Origin of the sequence: Quyinboa sediminis (assembly GCF_042219855.1) — a bacterium.
Taxonomy (GTDB): Bacteria; Bacteroidota; Bacteroidia; order Bacteroidales; family UBA5342; genus JBHJHP01.
In genome coordinates this window covers 169,778-188,317 of sequence record NZ_JBHJHP010000007.1, presented here as the reverse complement: position 1 = coordinate 188,317, position 18,540 = coordinate 169,778, and the positions used below count along the sequence as shown (strand labels likewise).

General features: G+C 38.1%; 10 protein-coding genes. All 10 read right to left on the bottom strand.

Annotated features, from left to right (window positions below):
* Positions 1-5: 5 nt before the first annotated feature.
* On the bottom strand, positions 6-1,256 hold the full coding sequence (locus ACE1EF_RS16300; protein WP_375721756.1) for an O-antigen ligase family protein: 1,251 nt from the start codon (positions 1,254-1,256) through the stop codon (positions 6-8).
* Positions 1,257-1,297: 41 nt separating this feature from the next.
* The gene (locus tag ACE1EF_RS16295) at positions 1,298-3,670 is read right to left on the bottom strand and encodes a GumC family protein (protein WP_375721755.1); all 2,373 of its coding nucleotides are present in this window, start codon (positions 3,668-3,670) and stop codon (positions 1,298-1,300) included.
* 368 nt (positions 3,671-4,038) lie between these two features.
* Complete coding sequence (locus ACE1EF_RS16290) at positions 4,039-4,809, bottom strand: polysaccharide biosynthesis/export family protein (protein ID WP_375721754.1); 771 nt, start codon at positions 4,807-4,809, stop codon at positions 4,039-4,041.
* Positions 4,810-5,511: 702 nt separating this feature from the next.
* Positions 5,512-9,315 (bottom strand): type I polyketide synthase, encoded by a 3,804-nt coding sequence (locus tag ACE1EF_RS16285; RefSeq protein ID WP_375721753.1) that lies wholly within the window; start codon positions 9,313-9,315, stop codon positions 5,512-5,514.
* Positions 9,302-12,493, bottom strand: a complete 3,192-nt coding sequence (locus ACE1EF_RS16280; RefSeq protein WP_375721752.1) for a non-ribosomal peptide synthetase — start codon at positions 12,491-12,493, stop codon at positions 9,302-9,304. The genes ACE1EF_RS16285 and ACE1EF_RS16280 overlap by 14 nt, the downstream gene beginning before the upstream one ends.
* A 7-nt stretch (positions 12,494-12,500) precedes the next feature.
* Positions 12,501-13,529 (bottom strand): phosphoadenosine phosphosulfate reductase domain-containing protein, encoded by a 1,029-nt coding sequence (locus tag ACE1EF_RS16275; RefSeq protein WP_375721751.1) that lies wholly within the window; start codon positions 13,527-13,529, stop codon positions 12,501-12,503.
* Complete coding sequence (locus ACE1EF_RS16270; RefSeq protein WP_375721750.1) at positions 13,522-13,797, bottom strand: acyl carrier protein; 276 nt, start codon at positions 13,795-13,797, stop codon at positions 13,522-13,524. Before ACE1EF_RS16270 ends, ACE1EF_RS16275 begins: the two co-directional genes overlap by 8 nt.
* 18 nt (positions 13,798-13,815) lie before the next feature.
* Complete coding sequence (locus ACE1EF_RS16265; RefSeq protein WP_375721749.1) at positions 13,816-14,700, bottom strand: methyltransferase domain-containing protein; 885 nt, start codon at positions 14,698-14,700, stop codon at positions 13,816-13,818.
* Positions 14,701-14,748: 48 nt separating this feature from the next.
* Entirely contained in the window at positions 14,749-16,728 is a 1,980-nt protein-coding gene (gene asnB, locus ACE1EF_RS16260; RefSeq protein WP_375721748.1) for an asparagine synthase (glutamine-hydrolyzing), read from the bottom strand.
* A gap of 7 nt (positions 16,729-16,735) precedes the next feature.
* Positions 16,736-18,535, bottom strand: coding sequence for a non-ribosomal peptide synthetase (locus ACE1EF_RS16255; protein WP_375721747.1), 1,800 nt, complete (start codon positions 18,533-18,535; stop codon positions 16,736-16,738).
* Between the last annotated feature and the right edge of the window lie 5 nt (positions 18,536-18,540).

Genomic DNA, 18,540 nt, shown 5'->3' with positions numbered 1-18,540 from the left:
TCTTACTATTGCTTCAGTAAGGTTTGCATTGGCTTAGAACTTGAGTAATGCTTAGTGCTAAAATCACTAATTAATCTGAAATTTACAAAGTTGTGTGAAGCTTCCTTTGTTTTTAATTGTATTGTATTTCCTATTAGCAACCAGAAGTAGAAGAATAAGCCATTGCCCGCAGCATGCAAATAGCCTTCAGCCATCATATGGGCGATAAAGAATAATAAAAGTGCACCATGTAGAGCGGCTTCATGTAAATCTTTTTTTTCTGTATATAGCATAAACAATGCATATGATAGTAGCAGTAATAAGGGAATAAAGCCTGCCAGTCCCATCATTGATAGGATGGCCAGCCAGGAAGATCCGGGCTCAATATTGCCATTATCTTTATTAAAATATGATCCGGTTAGTCTAATATTCATGGACGCAAAACCTACACCAATAAAGGGTGATGAATCAAACTCATATATTCGTGTTTGCCATAATGCAGCTCTTGATGATGTTAAATCGCCTTCGCGTTCTGCTGACTCCATTTTTGACATCATTTTTTCGGTATATTGTTCCCAAAGTGGAAAGGAGCTAAAGGCAAGCACCACTAAAATAATGATGATTTTAAAAAAGCGGGAAAGGCGGTTCTGGTTAATTTTAAAAATCATAAATAATAAACCTACAATTCCACCCATCAGTGCAGAGCGGGAACCTGCGGCGATAGCAGTAATTAAACTGGCACCTGTTAAGAACCAATAGATGTAGTATTGTTGCTTTTTAGAATGATTGCCCTGCAAGGCTTTGGAGGCTGCTAATATCATGGCAATAGACGCCAATGGGCCCAACATCATGGAATGGCTAAACAGGCCAATAATACCGGTCCAGTTTTTCATAAGCCCTAAACCTGTAACAACGCCTAAGAATGAAATGGCCACCATGATGATAATCGTCTGGCTAAGTACTTTAAATAATTGTTGCCTGTAATAATTTAACATGACACTTTGTATAAGTGGACTTAAAAGCAGGAGCATGATAATAAAGGATACATAACGCTGTTTAGCCCTGAAAAAGGGAGGTATGTTATTAAACAGAATGCTGGACAAAGCTGCAAGAACGAACCACAGCATTAGCGGATGTACGCGGTATTCTGTACTGTTGGGAATCAGCATTAAGGCAATAGCCAGAAATACCATGTAATAGGCAAAGCCTACGCCGGGAAGTATCCAGGACACTTGCGATATAAAGGTAATCACGGAAATCGCAATTAATAGTGCCATGATTTGCCGGCGGTGCCGGCCTTTTTCAACCGAATATACAATCATGAGCTCCGTTTTTTCCCCTTTTTATCGGATCCATAATACCCATAGCCATAGCCATATTGTTCCTGCGCCAGTTTATTGTCGTTGAGGATCAGGCCTACATTGTCAATTCCTTTTTGCTTCAGGTCTTTCAATACCACCCTTAATATCTTTTTCCGGGTAAATTTGTAGCGCGTTACCACGATGCACATGGACGCATAAGGAATCAGCATATAGGCATCGGTAATTTGTGCCATGGGCGTTGTGTCGAGTATTATACAGTCGTAGTTGGATTGCAGGTAGTTAAACAGCTCTTTTGTTTTACTGGAGGCCAGCAGTTCCATGGGGTTGGGCGGAATGCTGCCTGCCGGGATGTAGCTGAGATTGTCCATTTCACCATCCTGTATAATTTCTTCTATTGTATTGTAACCGGACAGATAGGTGCTCAGCCCTGTTTTTTTATCCCGTACCTTTTGCAAAGGGGTGGATTTCCGGATGTCGCAGTTCACCAGGATGGTTTTTTCGCCGAGGCTGGCATAGGAACCGGCCATATTGACAGCACTAAAGGATTTGCCTTCGCCTGATACCGATGAGGTCATCAGAATGCATTTGGGTTCATCCTTTTTCAGGTAAAAATTCAGGTTTGTTCTCAGAGTGCGGTACGATTCGGCAATATTGGATTGTGGATTGGTTTTAAAAATATTGGATTCTTTTTTATTCCGGTTATGCAGAATGGTGCCCAGTATCGGGGCATTGGTAATGTGCTCCAGGTCTTCCCGGGATTCAATTTTGGTTTTCAGGGCCATAATCAACAGCAAAATACCGAGCGGGAAACCGCTTCCCAGCACAAAAGCAATCAGATAGATCTTTCGCACGTTTGGACTGATGTAACCAGACAGTTTAGCCGGTTCAACCACCATGTTATCCGGCAGATTGGAGGCCTTGGTGATTTTGGCTTCGGCATGTTTCTGGAGCAGAAAGTTATAGATGGCATCGTGTACCTGGTACTTGCGTTCTATGCCACCGAGTTGCATGCGGGTTTTGGGTAATTTGCTGATCTCTGCTTCTGCCACTTTTATACGGCTTTGCAGTTCATTGATGGCAATGGAATTGGAATTCTGGGCCGAAGTAATATTTTCCCTGATCACGTTTTTCAGATTGTTAATCTGTATGGCCAGCCGTTTTACCATGGGATTATTGGCCTGGTTATTTTCGATGAGGTTGCTGCGGTTACTTTGTGCCGTGGAGAGGTCCACAATCAGTTTGTTGAGCAGAGGGTCATCCACGCCCATGGATGCGGGGGCAATAATCTGTGTCTCCTCATTATTCTCTTTCAGGTAATCGGCCACATAGCTAAAATACCGTTTCTGCGCCATTAGTTCTGCCTGTTGGTTGCGCAGTTCCATCAATTGTTCCGACATGCCTGTGGCCTGTTCCTCCACATTGATCAGCCGGTTTTCAGATAAAAACTGCTGCAGGCTGTCCTCTGTCATATTCAGGGATTTTGACACTTCCTCCAACTGGCTTTCAATGTAATTAATGGTCATATTAGCCATGTGGTTTTTTTCCTCCAGGTTGGCTGCGGAGTAGACTTTGATCAGTTCGTTGATGATGTCCCTGCCCAGCTCAACCGACTTGGTATCAAGACTGATTTCAACAATGGTGGCACTTTGATTGACCATGTTAAACTGCAGGGCATTTTTATAGTAGTCTGTCGTTGCTTCGTTTGTAGTCAGTTTAAAGGCATACTGTTTTTGAAAGGATAATTGTTCATCACTGGTAATGACAACCAGGAACTGGAAATCGGGTGTAGTCATAATTTCACCCACCTGCCCTTTCAAAGCAATCTCATAATCAGGTCTCATGCCTGTTACATGGTTTGTCAGATAATTGTAAGCCGGGGCATCCTGTTTTTCGGCGGATAAAACATAGGTGCCGTCATCCTCAAACTGTAAATTGAATATGGTATGAATCAACTGAGGATGCTCCTTGAAAAAGATGACTTTGAACGGCATGCTTTTATATGCATCGTGGTACTGGTAGTTTTTATACTGATAATAGAGCACTTCAAGGTCCAGGTTTTGTATGGTTTTTTCCACAATGGGATAGGACTTGAGGATCAGTAATTCGTTTTGCAGGTTTTGATTATTGCCAAAGAGGTTTCCGCCAAAGAGGTCTTCCATGCTGCCCGAAGCCGATTTGGATTGATCTTTAATGAGCACTGACGCAGCTACCCTGTAGGTTGGAATGGTGTAGCGGATGTACATGTAAGCAAGGCCAAAGGCCAGAATAAGAAAAATAATAAACAGCCACAGATTCCGCAGGACCGTTTTGAAGATCTTTTCGAAGTTGATGCCTTCAGGAGGTGGCGTTTGGGTTGTATGTCCGGTCATTTAATTAAAATTGAAAAGTAAAAAGGTAAAAGTAAAAAAATAGAAGTTATAAAGACCATAAGTGTTAAAAATGTTATAAAAGTTTAAAATATTCCAGGTGTCGAAATGTCAAAGTCCGGTCAATATTCAAGTATGTTAGTGGCTTCGTCCTTACGGGAATGAGTTACGTTATGCCCTTTTTTAAGTCATTTAGTGACGAATTAATTTTGCTGTGGATTTTTAATTCCATGTTGTTGAGATTGCTTCCCTATAAACCGGGACAGGTCTCCTGCCTTTGGCGGATCGCAATGACGTTTCATTTAGCTCGACATTACGAGCTTAGCGAAGTAATCTCTTATTCAATACCGCCTTGTAAGTCCAGATATTTTTCATTTACTAAATCCATCTCCAAACACCGAATACAGAAGCAGGGTAGTGGATATAATGGAGGTAATCTGTGCCAATGGGAACTGCCGCATGCCCCAGAACTTTTTGCGCAGGGGTTTTACGTACACAAGGTCATTGGGCCTGAGATAATAATATTCTGAGGCCATCAGTTCCGGATCGGTCAGATCCACTTCGATGCGTTTGTTTTCATTGCTCTCATTGCGCACCAGGATCACCTTTTTGCGGTTGCCATATTCGGTAACATCGCCGGCCAGCCCAAGTGCATCAAATATGGTCAGTTTTTGTTCGGAATACGAGTAGTAGCCAGGTACTGCAACCTCACCCAGTACGGAAACATATTTATTCACCAGCCGGACGATCACGGTTGGCTCGCTCAGAATGTATTGCATGGAATCCTCCAGCATGGAAGAAACTTCCAGCAGGGTTTTGTTTTCCACGTTAAGATACCCCAATACCGGCAGCTGGACAAACCCTTTTTTATCAATCAAATAGGAGGTTAATGATGCACTGTATGGCGACATTGCTCCACTACTCTGTCCGGATGACTTTTCAAAGATGTTGGTGGCCGGATCGTCCAGACTTTTAATCTGAATATACAATTCATCGTTGGGTTGCAGCTTATAATCATCTGTTGCCGGATCAGCATATACACTTAGCTCATCTTTAGATTTGAGATACTCCACGTTTCTTTGTGTGACGCAGGAAGCCAGAGTGCCTATAATTAAGAGTATGTAAATGATGTTTTTATACATTATTTTATGTTTTGGTCCTTTCCTGTAAATGTAGTTGAAAATATTGATTTATAAATGTCAAAAAAGTCAAAGTGTCGAAATATCAAAGTTCAGTTTTAACAGGTTTGCATCATTACAAGGAGCTGTAAAAATCAGACAGTGTTCTATTTTCATTTAGCGACGCAGTAATCTCATTTAAGGATGCTGTTTTTCTTTTTAAATATGAGATTGCTTCCAGATAAACCGGAACAGGTCTCCCGCCTTTGGCGGACCGCAATGACGTTTCATCGTCAGAGGATGTTTCCCGATGAATCGGGATAAATCACTTTGCCTGTCGTCTTTAAAAGTCAAAGTATCTCAACTTGTGAAATATCATTGCATCAATGTGCATGTACAATCTCATTTTTAAAGGTCTTACGATGTTGAAAATTTGTAACTGGTTCATATATAATAATTTTAAACGATAATTGTGTCATGTTGTTGGTGTAAATTGCAATAGTCTTTGTTAAGGTTTTCGTCATTACGAGGAGCTGTAAAAATCAGACAGTGTTCTATTTTCATTTAGCGACGCAGTAATCTCATTTAAGGATGCTGTTTTCTTTTTAAATATGAGATTGCTTTCCGATAAACCGGGACAGGTCTCCCGCCTTTGGTGGATCGTAATGGCGTTTCATGAACAGCGATTACTACATCAGACTGTATGTCTTTTCAGACCTTGTGACTTTAGCGTCTCTTGTGTGCCCCTTCAAGCTTATTATCCAGATACTCATAAATAATATTTGTTATCTTTTCTTTATTTCTTTTCAATAATATTGTTTCCATATGATCTCCTTCTACTTCATGCACAGTGACGGAATCGCAATATTTTTTCCATCCAAGATATGGATCACTTTTGGGATCATCCTTTTTAATCAAGACTATTTCACCATGAATTTTTTGGGGTTTGTATTTTCTTGCCAATTTTAAAATATTGTGTAAAACAAGTTCATTTGTTTGTTCCCCAGTTAGTTTCTGTTCAGGGTCCAATTCTCTTTTTGAAAAAATTCTTAAACCAAAGGCTAATAATTGGGACCACAAAACTTTGGGTAATTTAATAAAAGCACTGACAAAAATCGAATATATAAAGCCTTGTTGTTTTTTAAGTTGTTTAAAGCGGGTGCTTAAAGTGCTTCTTAAATCCAAAATAGATGTAGAATCAATTAACATTAGCAAAGCAACTTGTTTAGATTCTTTTTGCAGCATTGATGCTATTTCCATTGCAACCAAACCTCCAAAAGAAAATCCAACTAAAATAAAAGGGCCTGTGGGATTGATAATTTTAATTTCCTTCAGATACTTCTCCGCTATTTCTTCAACCGATTCCATTTCCAGTCTGTTTCCTTTCAAAAGAGGCCAGGAAAAACCATAAATTGGATGATTTGATTTGAGGAAACTATCTTCGGAAACAATGTTTTGAGAGTATATGGTAAAAACGGGTGGTTTATTTCCTTCTTCACAAAGACAGTATAAATGATCAAACTTTCCTGCTTCTGAGGTTTGTTTTGCCTCTTTCATTTGATGATCCCAAATTAAAAAGGACATCTTTCTTACAGAGTTATAATCACTTAAAAAGTCTCTAAACGACATGGTGCACTTATATTTCTTTTCAATCTCATTCACCAGATTCAATGCCAGTATGGAACTTCCGCCTATTTTGAAAAAATCATCATCCTTTTTAATATCATTAATGCCAAACAAAGTACACCACATTTCCCGAACTTCATCTTCAATAGCCTCTAAACTATCTTTTACATTTTTCTTTTGAGTGATAACTTCTCCAAGTTTAGACACATTGTTATAATGTGAGGAACTAACATCTGATATCTGAACATCGCCTGCCAATTTAAAATCGATCCAGTATCTGTTTTTTTCGAAGGCATACAGGGGCAGAGACACATGTTCCGGCATAGGATTATGAAATTTAGTAAAATCGGGTTCAATCCCTCTTATCCACAATTCACCCAGGGATTGATAAACCCGTTCCTGATCTGTTAATTCATTCAATTTTCCAAGAGAACATATTATTTTATCTTTCTGCAAGAGTGCATCATTCTGCATTACAAGTCCACGCAGGTGCGTGTTGGGGCCAAGCTCTATAAATAAGGGATTTTTTATACCTGATAATGTTTGAATGCCTTTAGAAAACAGAACCGAATTTCGGAGTTGAGACGACCAGTAGTCACCGCTGGTGGCTTGCTTATCTGTAATAAAATCACCTGTTAAGCAGGATACGAAAGGTTTTTGGGGCTTCTTTAAATGAAACGAGTTGACATAGGCTGTAAATTCTTTCATTATCGGTTCAAACGCCTTTGAATGAAACCCGTGGGAGGTATTTAGACGCACATATTTGTATTCATTTGAATCTAAAATTTGCAGTAATCTATCTTCATTTTCTCCCTGATAGGATATGGTAATCATTGAGGGGGAATTAATGGCTGCGATTTCAAACAGACCATTTTCATGTGCCCTGAGTTCCTTATCGGAGGCAAATACAGCCATCATGTTCCCACGGGGGGCACTAAACATGAGCTCTCCGCGTTTAATGACAATTTTTAAGGCTGTTTCCATGTCAAAAACACCGGCAACACACGCTGCTGTGTATTCTCCTATACTGTGCCCTAAACAATAATCGGGCTTTATTCCAAAGTGCATATAAAGTTGTGCCAGGGCATATTCAATGATAAACAGTGCCGGTTGGGTGTATCGTGTTTCAGCCAGTAGCTGATTATTTGCAGTGGAACCGGACTCAAATATGATTGGTTTAATATCAATACCTGTTATGGTTTGATAGATGGAAAAACAGCTATCCATAACCCGTTTGCAGACATCTTCGGTGTCATAAATGTTTTTTCCCATGCCTGCATATTGTGCCCCTTGTCCGGGGAACAGGAATACTATTTTATTCTCAGCTTCGTTAAAAACAAACGGTTTAAATCTTCCTGAAGTTGTTCCGGCTTCTTTACCGGAAAGGATATACGACCTGACCGGGAAATGGGCCCTGCGAAGCTGTAGTGATGCAGCAATCTGATGTTTATCGGTCTTCTTATTTGCATCTATAAAACTGATAAGGTTATTTTGCATTTGTGTCAGCGATTTTTCTGACTTTGCTGATAACACAAATAATGCAGGGTGTTTATGATTCTTACCTGCAGGTTTTTCTTGTTTTATCTGATAACCTGAAAGTAATACGTGTGCATTTGTTCCACCTACGCCAAGGGAGCTGATCCCTATGTTCATAGGCTTATTTTCAGTCCACTCTATATTTTTATCGACTACAAAAAATGGGGTATCTTTTATATTCAGTAAGGGATTGGGTGCTTTAAAATGCAGTGTTGCAGGAATAACCTTGTTATAAGCTGACAAAGCTGCTTTTATCAACCCTGCAACACCTGCGGCCGCATCCAGGTGCCCAATGTTGCTTTTTACTGATCCTATTCCGCAAAACTGTTTTTTACTGGTCGTCTCGCTGAAAGCCTGGGTTAAGGCTTTTACTTCAATGGGATCACCTAAGGGGGTCGCGGTACCATGTGCTTCTATATAACAAATTTCATCTGCCCTTATTCCGGCAAACGAATAGGCAGCCGAAATAACCTCCCGTTGGCCTTCAATACCCGGTGCAGTAAACCCAATTTTAGCATGTCCATCGTTGTTAACTGCCCATCCCCGTAATACGGCATAGACTCGATCATTATCTTTCACGGCATCTTCAAGCCTTTTTAAAACAACCGTGCCGACACCATTAGCAAAAACAGTTCCCTTACTGTCTTTATCAAAGGGCCTGCAATGGCCATCCGGAGATTGTATCGCTCCCTCCTGATATATATAGCCGGTTTCCTGCGGTACAGTAACGGTAACACCTCCGGCGACACAAACGTCTGATTCATGCGAAAAAAGGCTGTTACAGGCCTGTGCTACAGCTACCAGCGAGGTAGAGCAGGCAGTTTGTAAGGATATGGCAGGCCCCCTGAGATTGTAAAAATAGGCTGTTCGGGTAGCCAGAAACATGGGCTCATTATCAATATATGTTTGAAATATTGCCGGCGTTCTTGTCCTGAGATAAAGTTCATATTTTTCCGGATCACGTAATACATTATTTAATAAATAGGTATTGGCAACCGAACCTGCATAAACGCCTATTTTCCCTTCGTAATTAAAAGGATTAATGCCGGCATCCTCAAAGGCGTGCCATGTATTACTAAGCCATAATCTGTGCTGGGGATCTAAAATCCTGGCATCATAGGGGGTCCTGCCGAAAAAATTAGCATCCCATTTATCTATGTCTTCAATAATGCCTCTGGCTCGCACATAGCTTGTTTCATCCTTTATTCTTTCAAAATCGTATTCAAAATTTTTCAGTTCCTCGTCAGAAAAAAAATGAATCGCTTCTTTATTCTGAACAAGATTATCCCAGAATTTTTCCAGAGAATTTGCCCCTGGAAATCTACATGACATGCCTATAATAGCTATACCATCATTATATTGTTCCATTATTATTTCCTTTTCGCTTTTTAGCCAGATTTTTTAGGTTTTCGGACAAATTAATTCCGGCATTGTTACTTACTCTTATTTCCTGTGACTGAATTAATGTACTTATTGATTTGATGGTGGTGTGAGTAAAAAAGTCGATTATATCAATTTTATATTCAGTGAGTTCATTAATATCTTTGGCAACCTCTAATAAGGTTAAAGAGCTTCCCCCAAGATCAAAAAAATTATCATTTAGTCCCATCTTTTCCACATCAATATACTTTCCCCAAATTTGTTTAATAACCTTTTCGATACTTGAAAAAGTATCGCCTGTATTATCAGTGGTTTCATCAAAGAGTTTTAACTCTTTTTGTCCTTTTATAAGCTTGTTTCTGTCGGTTTTGCCATTTGGTGTTCTTGGAAATTCATCTACCAGATGATAAGAAGATGGAACCATATATTCTGGAAGTTCTTTTCTTAATGTGTTTAATATTGATGATTTTGTTTCATTAAATTCAGAATTTGCATTAATAAAAGCTACCAGACGTGTATCAGTATCGGATATTTTTTGAAGTTTTACAACAGATTCCACTACACCTCCCATTTTATTTATAATGGTTTCAATTTCATTGGGCTCAACCCTGTATCCGCGAATTTTAATTTGATTATCTATTCGTCCAAACAGTTCAAGGTTCAAATCAGAACGTATCCTTCCTCTATCTCCGGTTTTATATATTATATTACCTGATGAATCGGATATAAATTTGTCTTTTGTCAGATTAAGTCTTTTATGGTAACCCAAGGCGACACCTATACCTCCAATGCATACTTCTCCAATAAAACCAGCTGGTAATTCAACATTTTCTTCAGACAGGATTTTTATATAGGTATTATCAATTGGTTTTCCAACAAGAACGGGTAAATCAATTGATTCAATCTTTTTGCATGTTGACCATATTGTGGTCTCAGTAGGACCATACATATTCCATAATTCCTTAACCTTAGGTAATAATTTCTTAATAAGTTGTACCGGTAGAACCTCACCTCCGACTAAGGCTTTTAAATTCATTTTACCTTTCCAACCAGTTTGCAAAAGTATATTCCATCTTCCGGGTGTGGCCTGAAAACAAGTTACATTATGTTTATCGATTAATTCAATTAGTTTTTTACCGTTTAAAACATCCTTTGATTCGGCAATTACTACTGATCCACCTTTTATTAATGGCAAAAACAGTTCAAGGAAAGCAATGTCAAAAGATATTGTGGTGACTGCCAGTAATACATCCTTTTCCCTAAAACCAGGAACTATTGACATACTTAAAAGGAAATTCAGAAATGCTTCGTGATGTATTTTCACTCCTTTTGGTTTACCCGTTGAACCAGATGTATATAACATATAGGCACCAGATTGCATGTCACTAACAGGATGGGTAAACGATTTATTCTGTTCTGTAAAGTCTTTGTATGCAGAGGAGTAAAAGATGCATGTTGTGTTGTTTTCAGTAAACTTGTCTTTTAAATGTTCTTGTGTTAATACCAGTTTTGTAACAGAATCATTAAGCATATAGCTTAGGCGGTCAGAAGGAAATTCCGGATCAAGAGGTAGAAATGTGGCTCCTATTTTTAAAAGAGAGAGCATGCAAATCACCATATCAACTGAACGATCCATACAAACACCGATAGTGTCATTTTCCCCAATATCTTTTGCAGTTAAAAAATTAGCCAATTGGTTTACATTGATTTCAAGTTCCTGATAATTAATTTTCTTTTCCCCACATATTATGGCTGTTTTCTGTGGAAGTGCATTTTTATGATCAGTAATATATTCTGTTATTAATCGATCTGGTAACGGTACTTTTGTATTATTATATTCATCAATAAGTCTTTTGCCTGAATCCGGGATCAATGAAAGAGATGATATTTTTTTATTTTCAATAAAACTTAAATTCTGACAAATAATTGCTATAGTTTCGTTTAGAGTCTTAATGGTTTCAACAGAGTAGTTTGACTCATTGAATTCCCAAAATCCGCCATAGGTCCTTTCGTTACGCCACATCGTCATAAAAAGTTCCATTTGAGCACCATCCCGGTTAAGCACTATCTGATCGGAATGTTGATTGCCTAATGTAAGAGGAACTTTATCTTCGAAGGTAAATCCTACATCAAAAATATTACCATCGTTATTATCCTGCTTTGTTTCATGTAATTCTAAAAAGGGAAGTTCCTGTATGCGATGAATACGTAACAGTGAGCCCCTGATTTGATTTATAAGGTCTGAAACCGTTGTTTCTTTGTCAATGGAGACAGAAACAGGAAGGATATTAATGAAACAGCCAAAGGTATCTGCATATTCCTGTTTTCTCCGGTTTGTAAAAGGTACACCTACATATATCTTTTGTTGACCCGAAAATTTATGGAGTGTTATGGCATAGGCAGCCATAAATACTACGAATGGTTTTAAAGCATTTTCAGCAGAATAAGAATTTATTCCATCAGAAGTATTAGGATCAATTTCAAAAAAGAACCTTTTGCCTTTGATAAAAATTTTAGGATAGTTGTGTACTTTGTCTGCTGGAAGTTTTATCGGGTTCAAATTTCCCTTTAGTTCTTTCTGCCATATTATCCTTTGTTGGTTTGCATTTGAAGAGATAAGCCATTCACTCTGCCATTCACAATAGTTAAAATAATCATTGGATAAGCCAGTAGATGCATATTCTTCAGATTTTTTTTGTGCAGGAAAGGAATTGTAGTACTCTTCTAAATCCCTGCAAAAGATCCTTTTGGAATGTAAGTCGATTAGAATATGATGAAATACCAGAGATAAGTATGATACATTTTTATACCTATGCAATTTAACCCGCCATGCCAATTCTGTGTTTAAATTAAACGGACGATGCACAAACGGTAGCGCTTCATTATACTCAAAATCTGAAGGAGCGTCACCATTAAAATTCTCTATCTGTAAGATATCATCTAACTGAACATTCTCATGGGAATATTGAAAAGGCTGGCCTTTTATATGGGTAAATTTAGTACGCAACAAAACGTGTTTTTTTGATAACTGAGAAATAGCAAATTTTAAAGCTGCTACATTAACAAAGTGGAACTTATATAACAAAGGAATATGTAAGGCAGCATTATGAGAATTAATATTATGCTGCAACCAAAAATGTTCCTGATTTCTCGTTAACTGATACATGCAAATTTTATTTTAACATCTCATCGTCAATTTTAAACTCCTGCTTTGCAAATTCTATCTGATCTTTGGGCTGATCAAATAGTTTTTCAAGTCCTTCTTCTCTACTCAATAATTCTTTGCGTATTAAATGACTTAATTCCAGTTCATAAGGGCTGTATCCATGCCGTTTAATGTGTACATAATTATTAAAAGCATTTAGAGTGCAATTTGTGGAACAACCGTCTACATCTTTGGGTTTCTGCCAACCAAGTGGTAAAATTTGCTCTACTATCTCATTTTCAGTGATTTTTTCAAGGCTTAATATATTTATGGTGTATGGATAGTTATTATTCTGTAAGGATTCAGGTAATTCCAGATATCGTCTGACATTTTCGCCTATTGTATTCTTTAATTTATCCAGTACCGGCTTTCTGCTGTCCAGAAGAAATTCGTAATTATTTTTGTAATATATTGTATTTGCCGGTATCTGTCCAAGAGTAAACCCTGCCAGTATAAACGGTATGTTTTTTTCCAGCGCTGTTTTTAACGCCACCATATTTACTATTGAGATGCAGGAGTTACAATTGGCCGATATGCGGGTTAAGGATTGTTTGGTATACAGGGTTTCCAATGAACTTACACGGTATAAGCCTTTCATAAAGTTGTAGGATGGTCTGTACGTAAAATGATCTACTCCCAGCTTACTGACAACTTTTTCAATATTCCTGAATGCGGTGGGTGAAATGAAGCCATTATCGAGGGTGAAGGAAAGTACCCGGAGTTTATATTTCTCAATAGCCAGTTTTAATGTATAGGTACTGTCTTTTCCTCCGCTGTAGCAAACGATAGCATCATAGTCAGATGCTTGCTTATCAATGTTGCGGAATAACGCATCGATCTCTACTTGTGCTATTTTAATATTATCGTCTTCTGTCGTATACAAAAGCTGATTATTACAAAAGTTACACACTCCGCTATCATCAAATTTTATCCGTGGAAAATTTTCTGAAAGGATGCATTTTGTACACCTCTGAACATGTGCATAATCTTTATTCATTTCTGGAGGAGATATTGGTATGAATAAAATCAACAATCTTTATCACGGAACCAAAATTGTCACGGTTCATTTGCTCCTGTGTCACCTTAAATCCATGGGATTTCTGGATATAAGAGGAAATTTCAATCAGTCCCATAGAATCTATAATACCGGTATCAACCAAACTTTTGTCTGTTTCAATGTCTTCATAATCAACGAAGAACTGCCTGCACAGGAAATCCATCAGTTCATCCTGAATGGCTTGTTTTGAAATTATTTCTGTATTCATATCCTGAAGTTATTTGAATTATCTTTTGATTGCTTCAACAAAAAAGGCAACGTCATTCCAGTTGTCAAAGTAGCGATTATTTTTCAGTACTGCTGCAGAGCTTTGATGTGGAATAGTAAAATATACTTCATTAAATCCCGCTGTGTGCAGCTTTGCTTTTATTTTTTGATGCGTCCACCAGTTAATATGATTATTACGATGCTGCTTTTGTATTTCCAATGAACATCTTGTGGTACAAAATTCGAAAAGTTCATCTTTTGAAAGCTTAGCGGCCATTTCCCTTAATTCATGGTCTGTTATTTGATTGGGATTGCCACCGCCATGCCATATGGAGGCATTGGCCGCAAAATGTGAGATAAACAGTTGCTCCAGGGATGCTGTCACCATGTTGTCTGTAAATCCCATATTTTTGTTGTAATAATGTGCCCACCAATAAAAATCCCTATTATTGTTCATTAATGCTAAATAGTCCAGATCGGAGTTCGGCGTTATCAGTTTCAGAATGCCGTTCTCTTTCAGTGACCGATGTGCCTCCCGGAAAAAGATTTCTGCACTGGCATCGGAAACATGCTCGATTGAATATTGAGATAAAATAATTTCCGCACTATCAGATTCAATGGGAAGTTTTTCATTTTTTAACATGTCATATTCAAAATCTTTTTGAGGATCAAACTGTTGCAGGTGTTTGGCGACAGGACGCTTAATATCAAGATTTCGCCAAAGTGGATGATTAATTATATTCCCAAAACCAAAATGACCTCCGGCGCTTACATTGTAAAACCGTTTGTTGTAGACACTGTCTGAACCATAGGTGCTTAGATATAAATCAGTATCATCTTTTTGGCCCTGTTTTACCAATCTGTATCCCAGGTTATCAAGCTTTTTTAAAATAAATTGTTTCATTCTTTTCCGGGTAATTTAATATTTTATTATTCTTGTGATCAGGATTTTTCAGCCCATGTAATCAACTATTTCTACACTGCATAAGTCTTCCGGTAATTCATACGTTCTAGGGTGTTTGGCCCAGTATTGTGCTATTTGAGCTGATAATATAAAGGTGATAATCATATTGTCCCTGTATCCGATATTTTCAGGCACTCCGTTTTCAAATTTTTTCAGGAAACGGGTCACCCATTTGGGATTAAAGATCTGATAATCTTTAATCAGGATATCATTCATGAAAAATGCCGCATTGTCGGTTAATTTTCCATTTCTGATAAATGACTTTAAATCGGGCGACATGTAAGGACGCTTGGGGCGGTTTAAAATGGATTCAGGAATTTTTGAAGCAAATGCTTTTTTTAGCAAATATTTCTGATTAAACCCTTTAAGTTTAAACCCTTCATTCAGAGTAAACAGCATATCTATTACTCTATGATCCAGAAATGGATATCGGCCTTCAACACTATGCGCCAGGGACATCCGGTCACCTTGTGAGGATAATAAATATCCGGTTAACAATGATCTGATTTCAAGGTATTGGTTTTTTTGTAAGCTTGAAAAACGTGTAAAGTTGGTAGGACAGCCCTGCATATAGTCAGCAATGACGTCACCCTTATCAAATTTCTGATTCAGTGATTTATTAAAATAGTTTTGCAGTATTTTGTTGTTGTGTACCCGGATATTACCTGATGCCAGCTCGTTTCCTATATCGCCAATAAAGTCTTCATAAAACATACGCATCATTCCATATTGATTCTCATCGCTGTAATGATTTAAATGCGGGTAGAGTTTTTTGATTAACAAAGGGCGCATTTTAGAATCCGGAAATCTTGACCAGAATTCCAGCAATTTAACCTCTTTGAAAGAATCGTAACCCCATAATATTTCATCTGCACCCTCGCCTGTTAAAACGACCTTAATATGCTCTTTATTTACTTTTTCGGACAATAAAAATAAAGGAGTTGGTGCCGTTCGAAAAACGGGTCTTTCTGTATGATATATCGACTCAGGAAATGCCTTGTCAACTTTATCATAAGTGATACTTATCGCATGATGCTCAGTATTGATCCTGGCAGCCATCTCCAACTGATAAGGGGATTCATCGTATTCCTTATCTTCAAAGGCAATGGAGAAGGTTTTATAACTGTTTTTCGTTTGATCGCTAATGAGGCTTAATATGGCTGAACTGTCAATCCCTCCACTTAAATAGGCACCCACGGGAACATCACTGCGTAAACGAATTTTTACTGCATCTGTTAACAGGGCCATAAAGCTTTCTTCTGCTTCTTTATAAGTCAAATTATCCTGATGGTATGAACGACCTAATTCGTAATATTGATTCTCAAAATTCAATTCTCCGTTTTCAAAAACTGCAAAAGAGCCTCCCGGTAATGATTTAATGTTTTGATATACCGTTTGATTTCCTGATGTATTCCATAACAAGCCGTGCATAAAAAGTTGTTGTGGATTGTAACTGCGATAGAATCCTGGAATCTGATCAAAGGCTTTCATCTCTGATGTAAAATAGTACGTTCCTTCAAAATTTAGGTAATACAGCGGTCTTATGCCGAATCTGTCCCGGGCAATGGTCAACTGCCTTTTTTGTTTGTCCCAGATAAGAACAGCAAACTGGCCATTTAATTTTTCAAAACACCGGGTACCAAATTTAATGAAAGCCCTAAGGAGTACTTCAGTATCACTTGAGGTATGAAACGTTACACCGAGGCTCTCTAACTCTTTCTTAAGCTCAATGTAATTATAGATTTCTCCATTGAATGATATAACATGGTCGTCAATCAGCATGGGTTGGTGACCTGCGGATATATCAACAATTGACAGGCGGGTATGTCCGAGAATTGTTTGGTTTGATGCATAATAGCCCCAGTTATCGGGTCCCCGGTGCAACAAGACAGAAATCATCTTTTTTATTTGAGTAACCTGCTCAGGAATATCAAGATGCTTACTGTGAATACCAGTTATACCACACATATTCAGATTATACTAAGGGTTTTATACTTTTTATGTGATCGGCGAGTGATTGTACTGTGGAAAATTGAAATACGGTCAGTACATCCATATCAATTTGCAACATTTCCTTTAATAAAAGCGTAAACTGAACAAGCAATATTGAGTTCGCCCCTAAATCAAAAAAATTAGTATTCAGTGATATCGTATCTACATTTAAAAGGTTTTTCCAGATTTCGATAATCTGCTGGTCAATATTATTTCCAGGGTTTTTGACTGGTTGTATATCTGAAAGTTTTTGTTCGAAAGCAGATGATAGTTTTTTTCTGTCAATTTTACCACTGCTGGTTCGCGGCATATCCTTAAGATCAATAAACTTTGAAGGTATCATAAACGGAGGTAATTTTTCTCCAATTTGCTTTTTGAAATCCCGCTTTTGGTAATTGCCTGGTGAAGATGAATAAAAACAAATAATCTGCGCATGGCTTGTTCCTTTTTTATCGACAATGCAGGCGCACTCATTAATTCCATCGATTTCAGCAATATTATTTTCAATTTCTCCCAACTCAATCCGATATCCTCTTATTTTAACCTGGTTGTCACACCGGCCCTTATATATAATGTTACCGTTATCATCAATATAGGCTCTGTCCCCTGATTTGTAAGCCCGAACCTTTTGTTGGTCAACCTCAATAGTAATAAATTTCTCATTCGTTAATTCGGTTCTGTTTAAATAGCCTCTTGCCAGATTTACGCCACATATTACCAATTCGCCTTCAACTTCAGGCGGAAGGATCCGGTTGTTTTCATCCACGATGTAGATTTGGGTATTGTCAATGGCTTTACCTATGGGGATAGTGGTTGGGACATCAACCGGACAGGTATAATAAGTTACATCCACGGTTGCCTCTGTTGGTCCGTATAAGTTTGTCAGTATTGTTTTATTTTTCAGGTTCAAGTTGCTTAATGCATAAAAGTCTTTCACTGAATTGGATGATAAGGCTTCACCACTGCAGAATAACCACTTTAATGTTTGGGTTTTATTATCAGGATATACCGATTTCAAGTAGCTTAAGCTTGCATTAAACATTGAAGGAACGAAGTGCACTACAGTAATTTTTTCCTTTTCAATGCAGTCAAAGAGCCTGGCAGGATTTTTTTCATGCGTATTGGGAAGAAGCACAACACTGGCTCCGGTAAAGCTCCACCAGAATAATTCCCAGATAGAAACGTCGAATGTTATGGTTGTTTTTTGCAACAGAGTATCTGATGAATTGATCGGATACTCTTTTTGCATCCATGCAATACGATTGATTACAGAACGATGTTCAATCAAGACTCCCTTTGGTTTACCGGTAGAACCCGACGTAAAAATGCAATATGCCAGATTGTATGGTTTGACATTCACCTCAGGCTGTGTAAAAAACAGCTCATTTCCCCTTTCAAGAAATGAGTCGATGCTAATGATTTCAGGTCCTTCAGGAATATTAGAACGGTATTTTTCTTCGGTAATAATGATTCTGGCTTTTGTATCTTGTAGAATATCCAGCAGGCGTTGTTTGGGATAATCCCCGGATACCGGCACATAAACACCACCTGTTTTTAATATGCCGAAGATGGATATGATCAGCTCCAGTCGTCTGTTCATGTAGACAAGTACAAAATCTTCAATTTGTACATGCTTCTCAATCAATCTATTGGCCAGTGCATTGGCGTAATTGTTTAATTGCCCGTAATTCAGGGATGCGCCTAAATAACGGACCGCAATATGCTCTGGCGTTTTTGCTGCCTGAGTTTCCAGTACATGATGTATGCAAATATCTAAAGGCATTGCTT

Bases quoted from the DNA above. Each gene is read 5' to 3' on its own strand.
- ACE1EF_RS16280 (WP_375721752.1), bottom strand. From the start codon at position 12,493: ATGTATCAGTTAACGAGAAATCAGGAACATTTTTGGTTGCAGCATAAT.
- ACE1EF_RS16275 (WP_375721751.1), bottom strand. From the start codon at position 13,529: ATGAATAAAGATTATGCACATGTTCAGAGGTGTACAAAATGCATCCTT.
- ACE1EF_RS16285 (WP_375721753.1), bottom strand. From the start codon at position 9,315: ATGGAACAATATAATGATGGTATAGCTATTATAGGCATGTCATGTAGA.
- asnB (WP_375721748.1), bottom strand. From the start codon at position 16,728: ATGTGTGGTATAACTGGTATTCACAGTAAGCATCTTGATATTCCTGAG.
- ACE1EF_RS16295 (WP_375721755.1), bottom strand. From the start codon at position 3,670: ATGACCGGACATACAACCCAAACGCCACCTCCTGAAGGCATCAACTTC.
- ACE1EF_RS16270 (WP_375721750.1), bottom strand. From the start codon at position 13,797: ATGAATACAGAAATAATTTCAAAACAAGCCATTCAGGATGAACTGATG.
- ACE1EF_RS16255 (WP_375721747.1), bottom strand. From the start codon at position 18,535: ATGCCTTTAGATATTTGCATACATCATGTACTGGAAACTCAGGCAGCA.
- ACE1EF_RS16300 (WP_375721756.1), bottom strand. From the start codon at position 1,256: ATGGCACTATTAATTGCGATTTCCGTGATTACCTTTATATCGCAAGTG.
- ACE1EF_RS16290 (WP_375721754.1), bottom strand. From the start codon at position 4,809: ATGTATAAAAACATCATTTACATACTCTTAATTATAGGCACTCTGGCT.
- ACE1EF_RS16265 (WP_375721749.1), bottom strand. From the start codon at position 14,700: ATGAAACAATTTATTTTAAAAAAGCTTGATAACCTGGGATACAGATTG.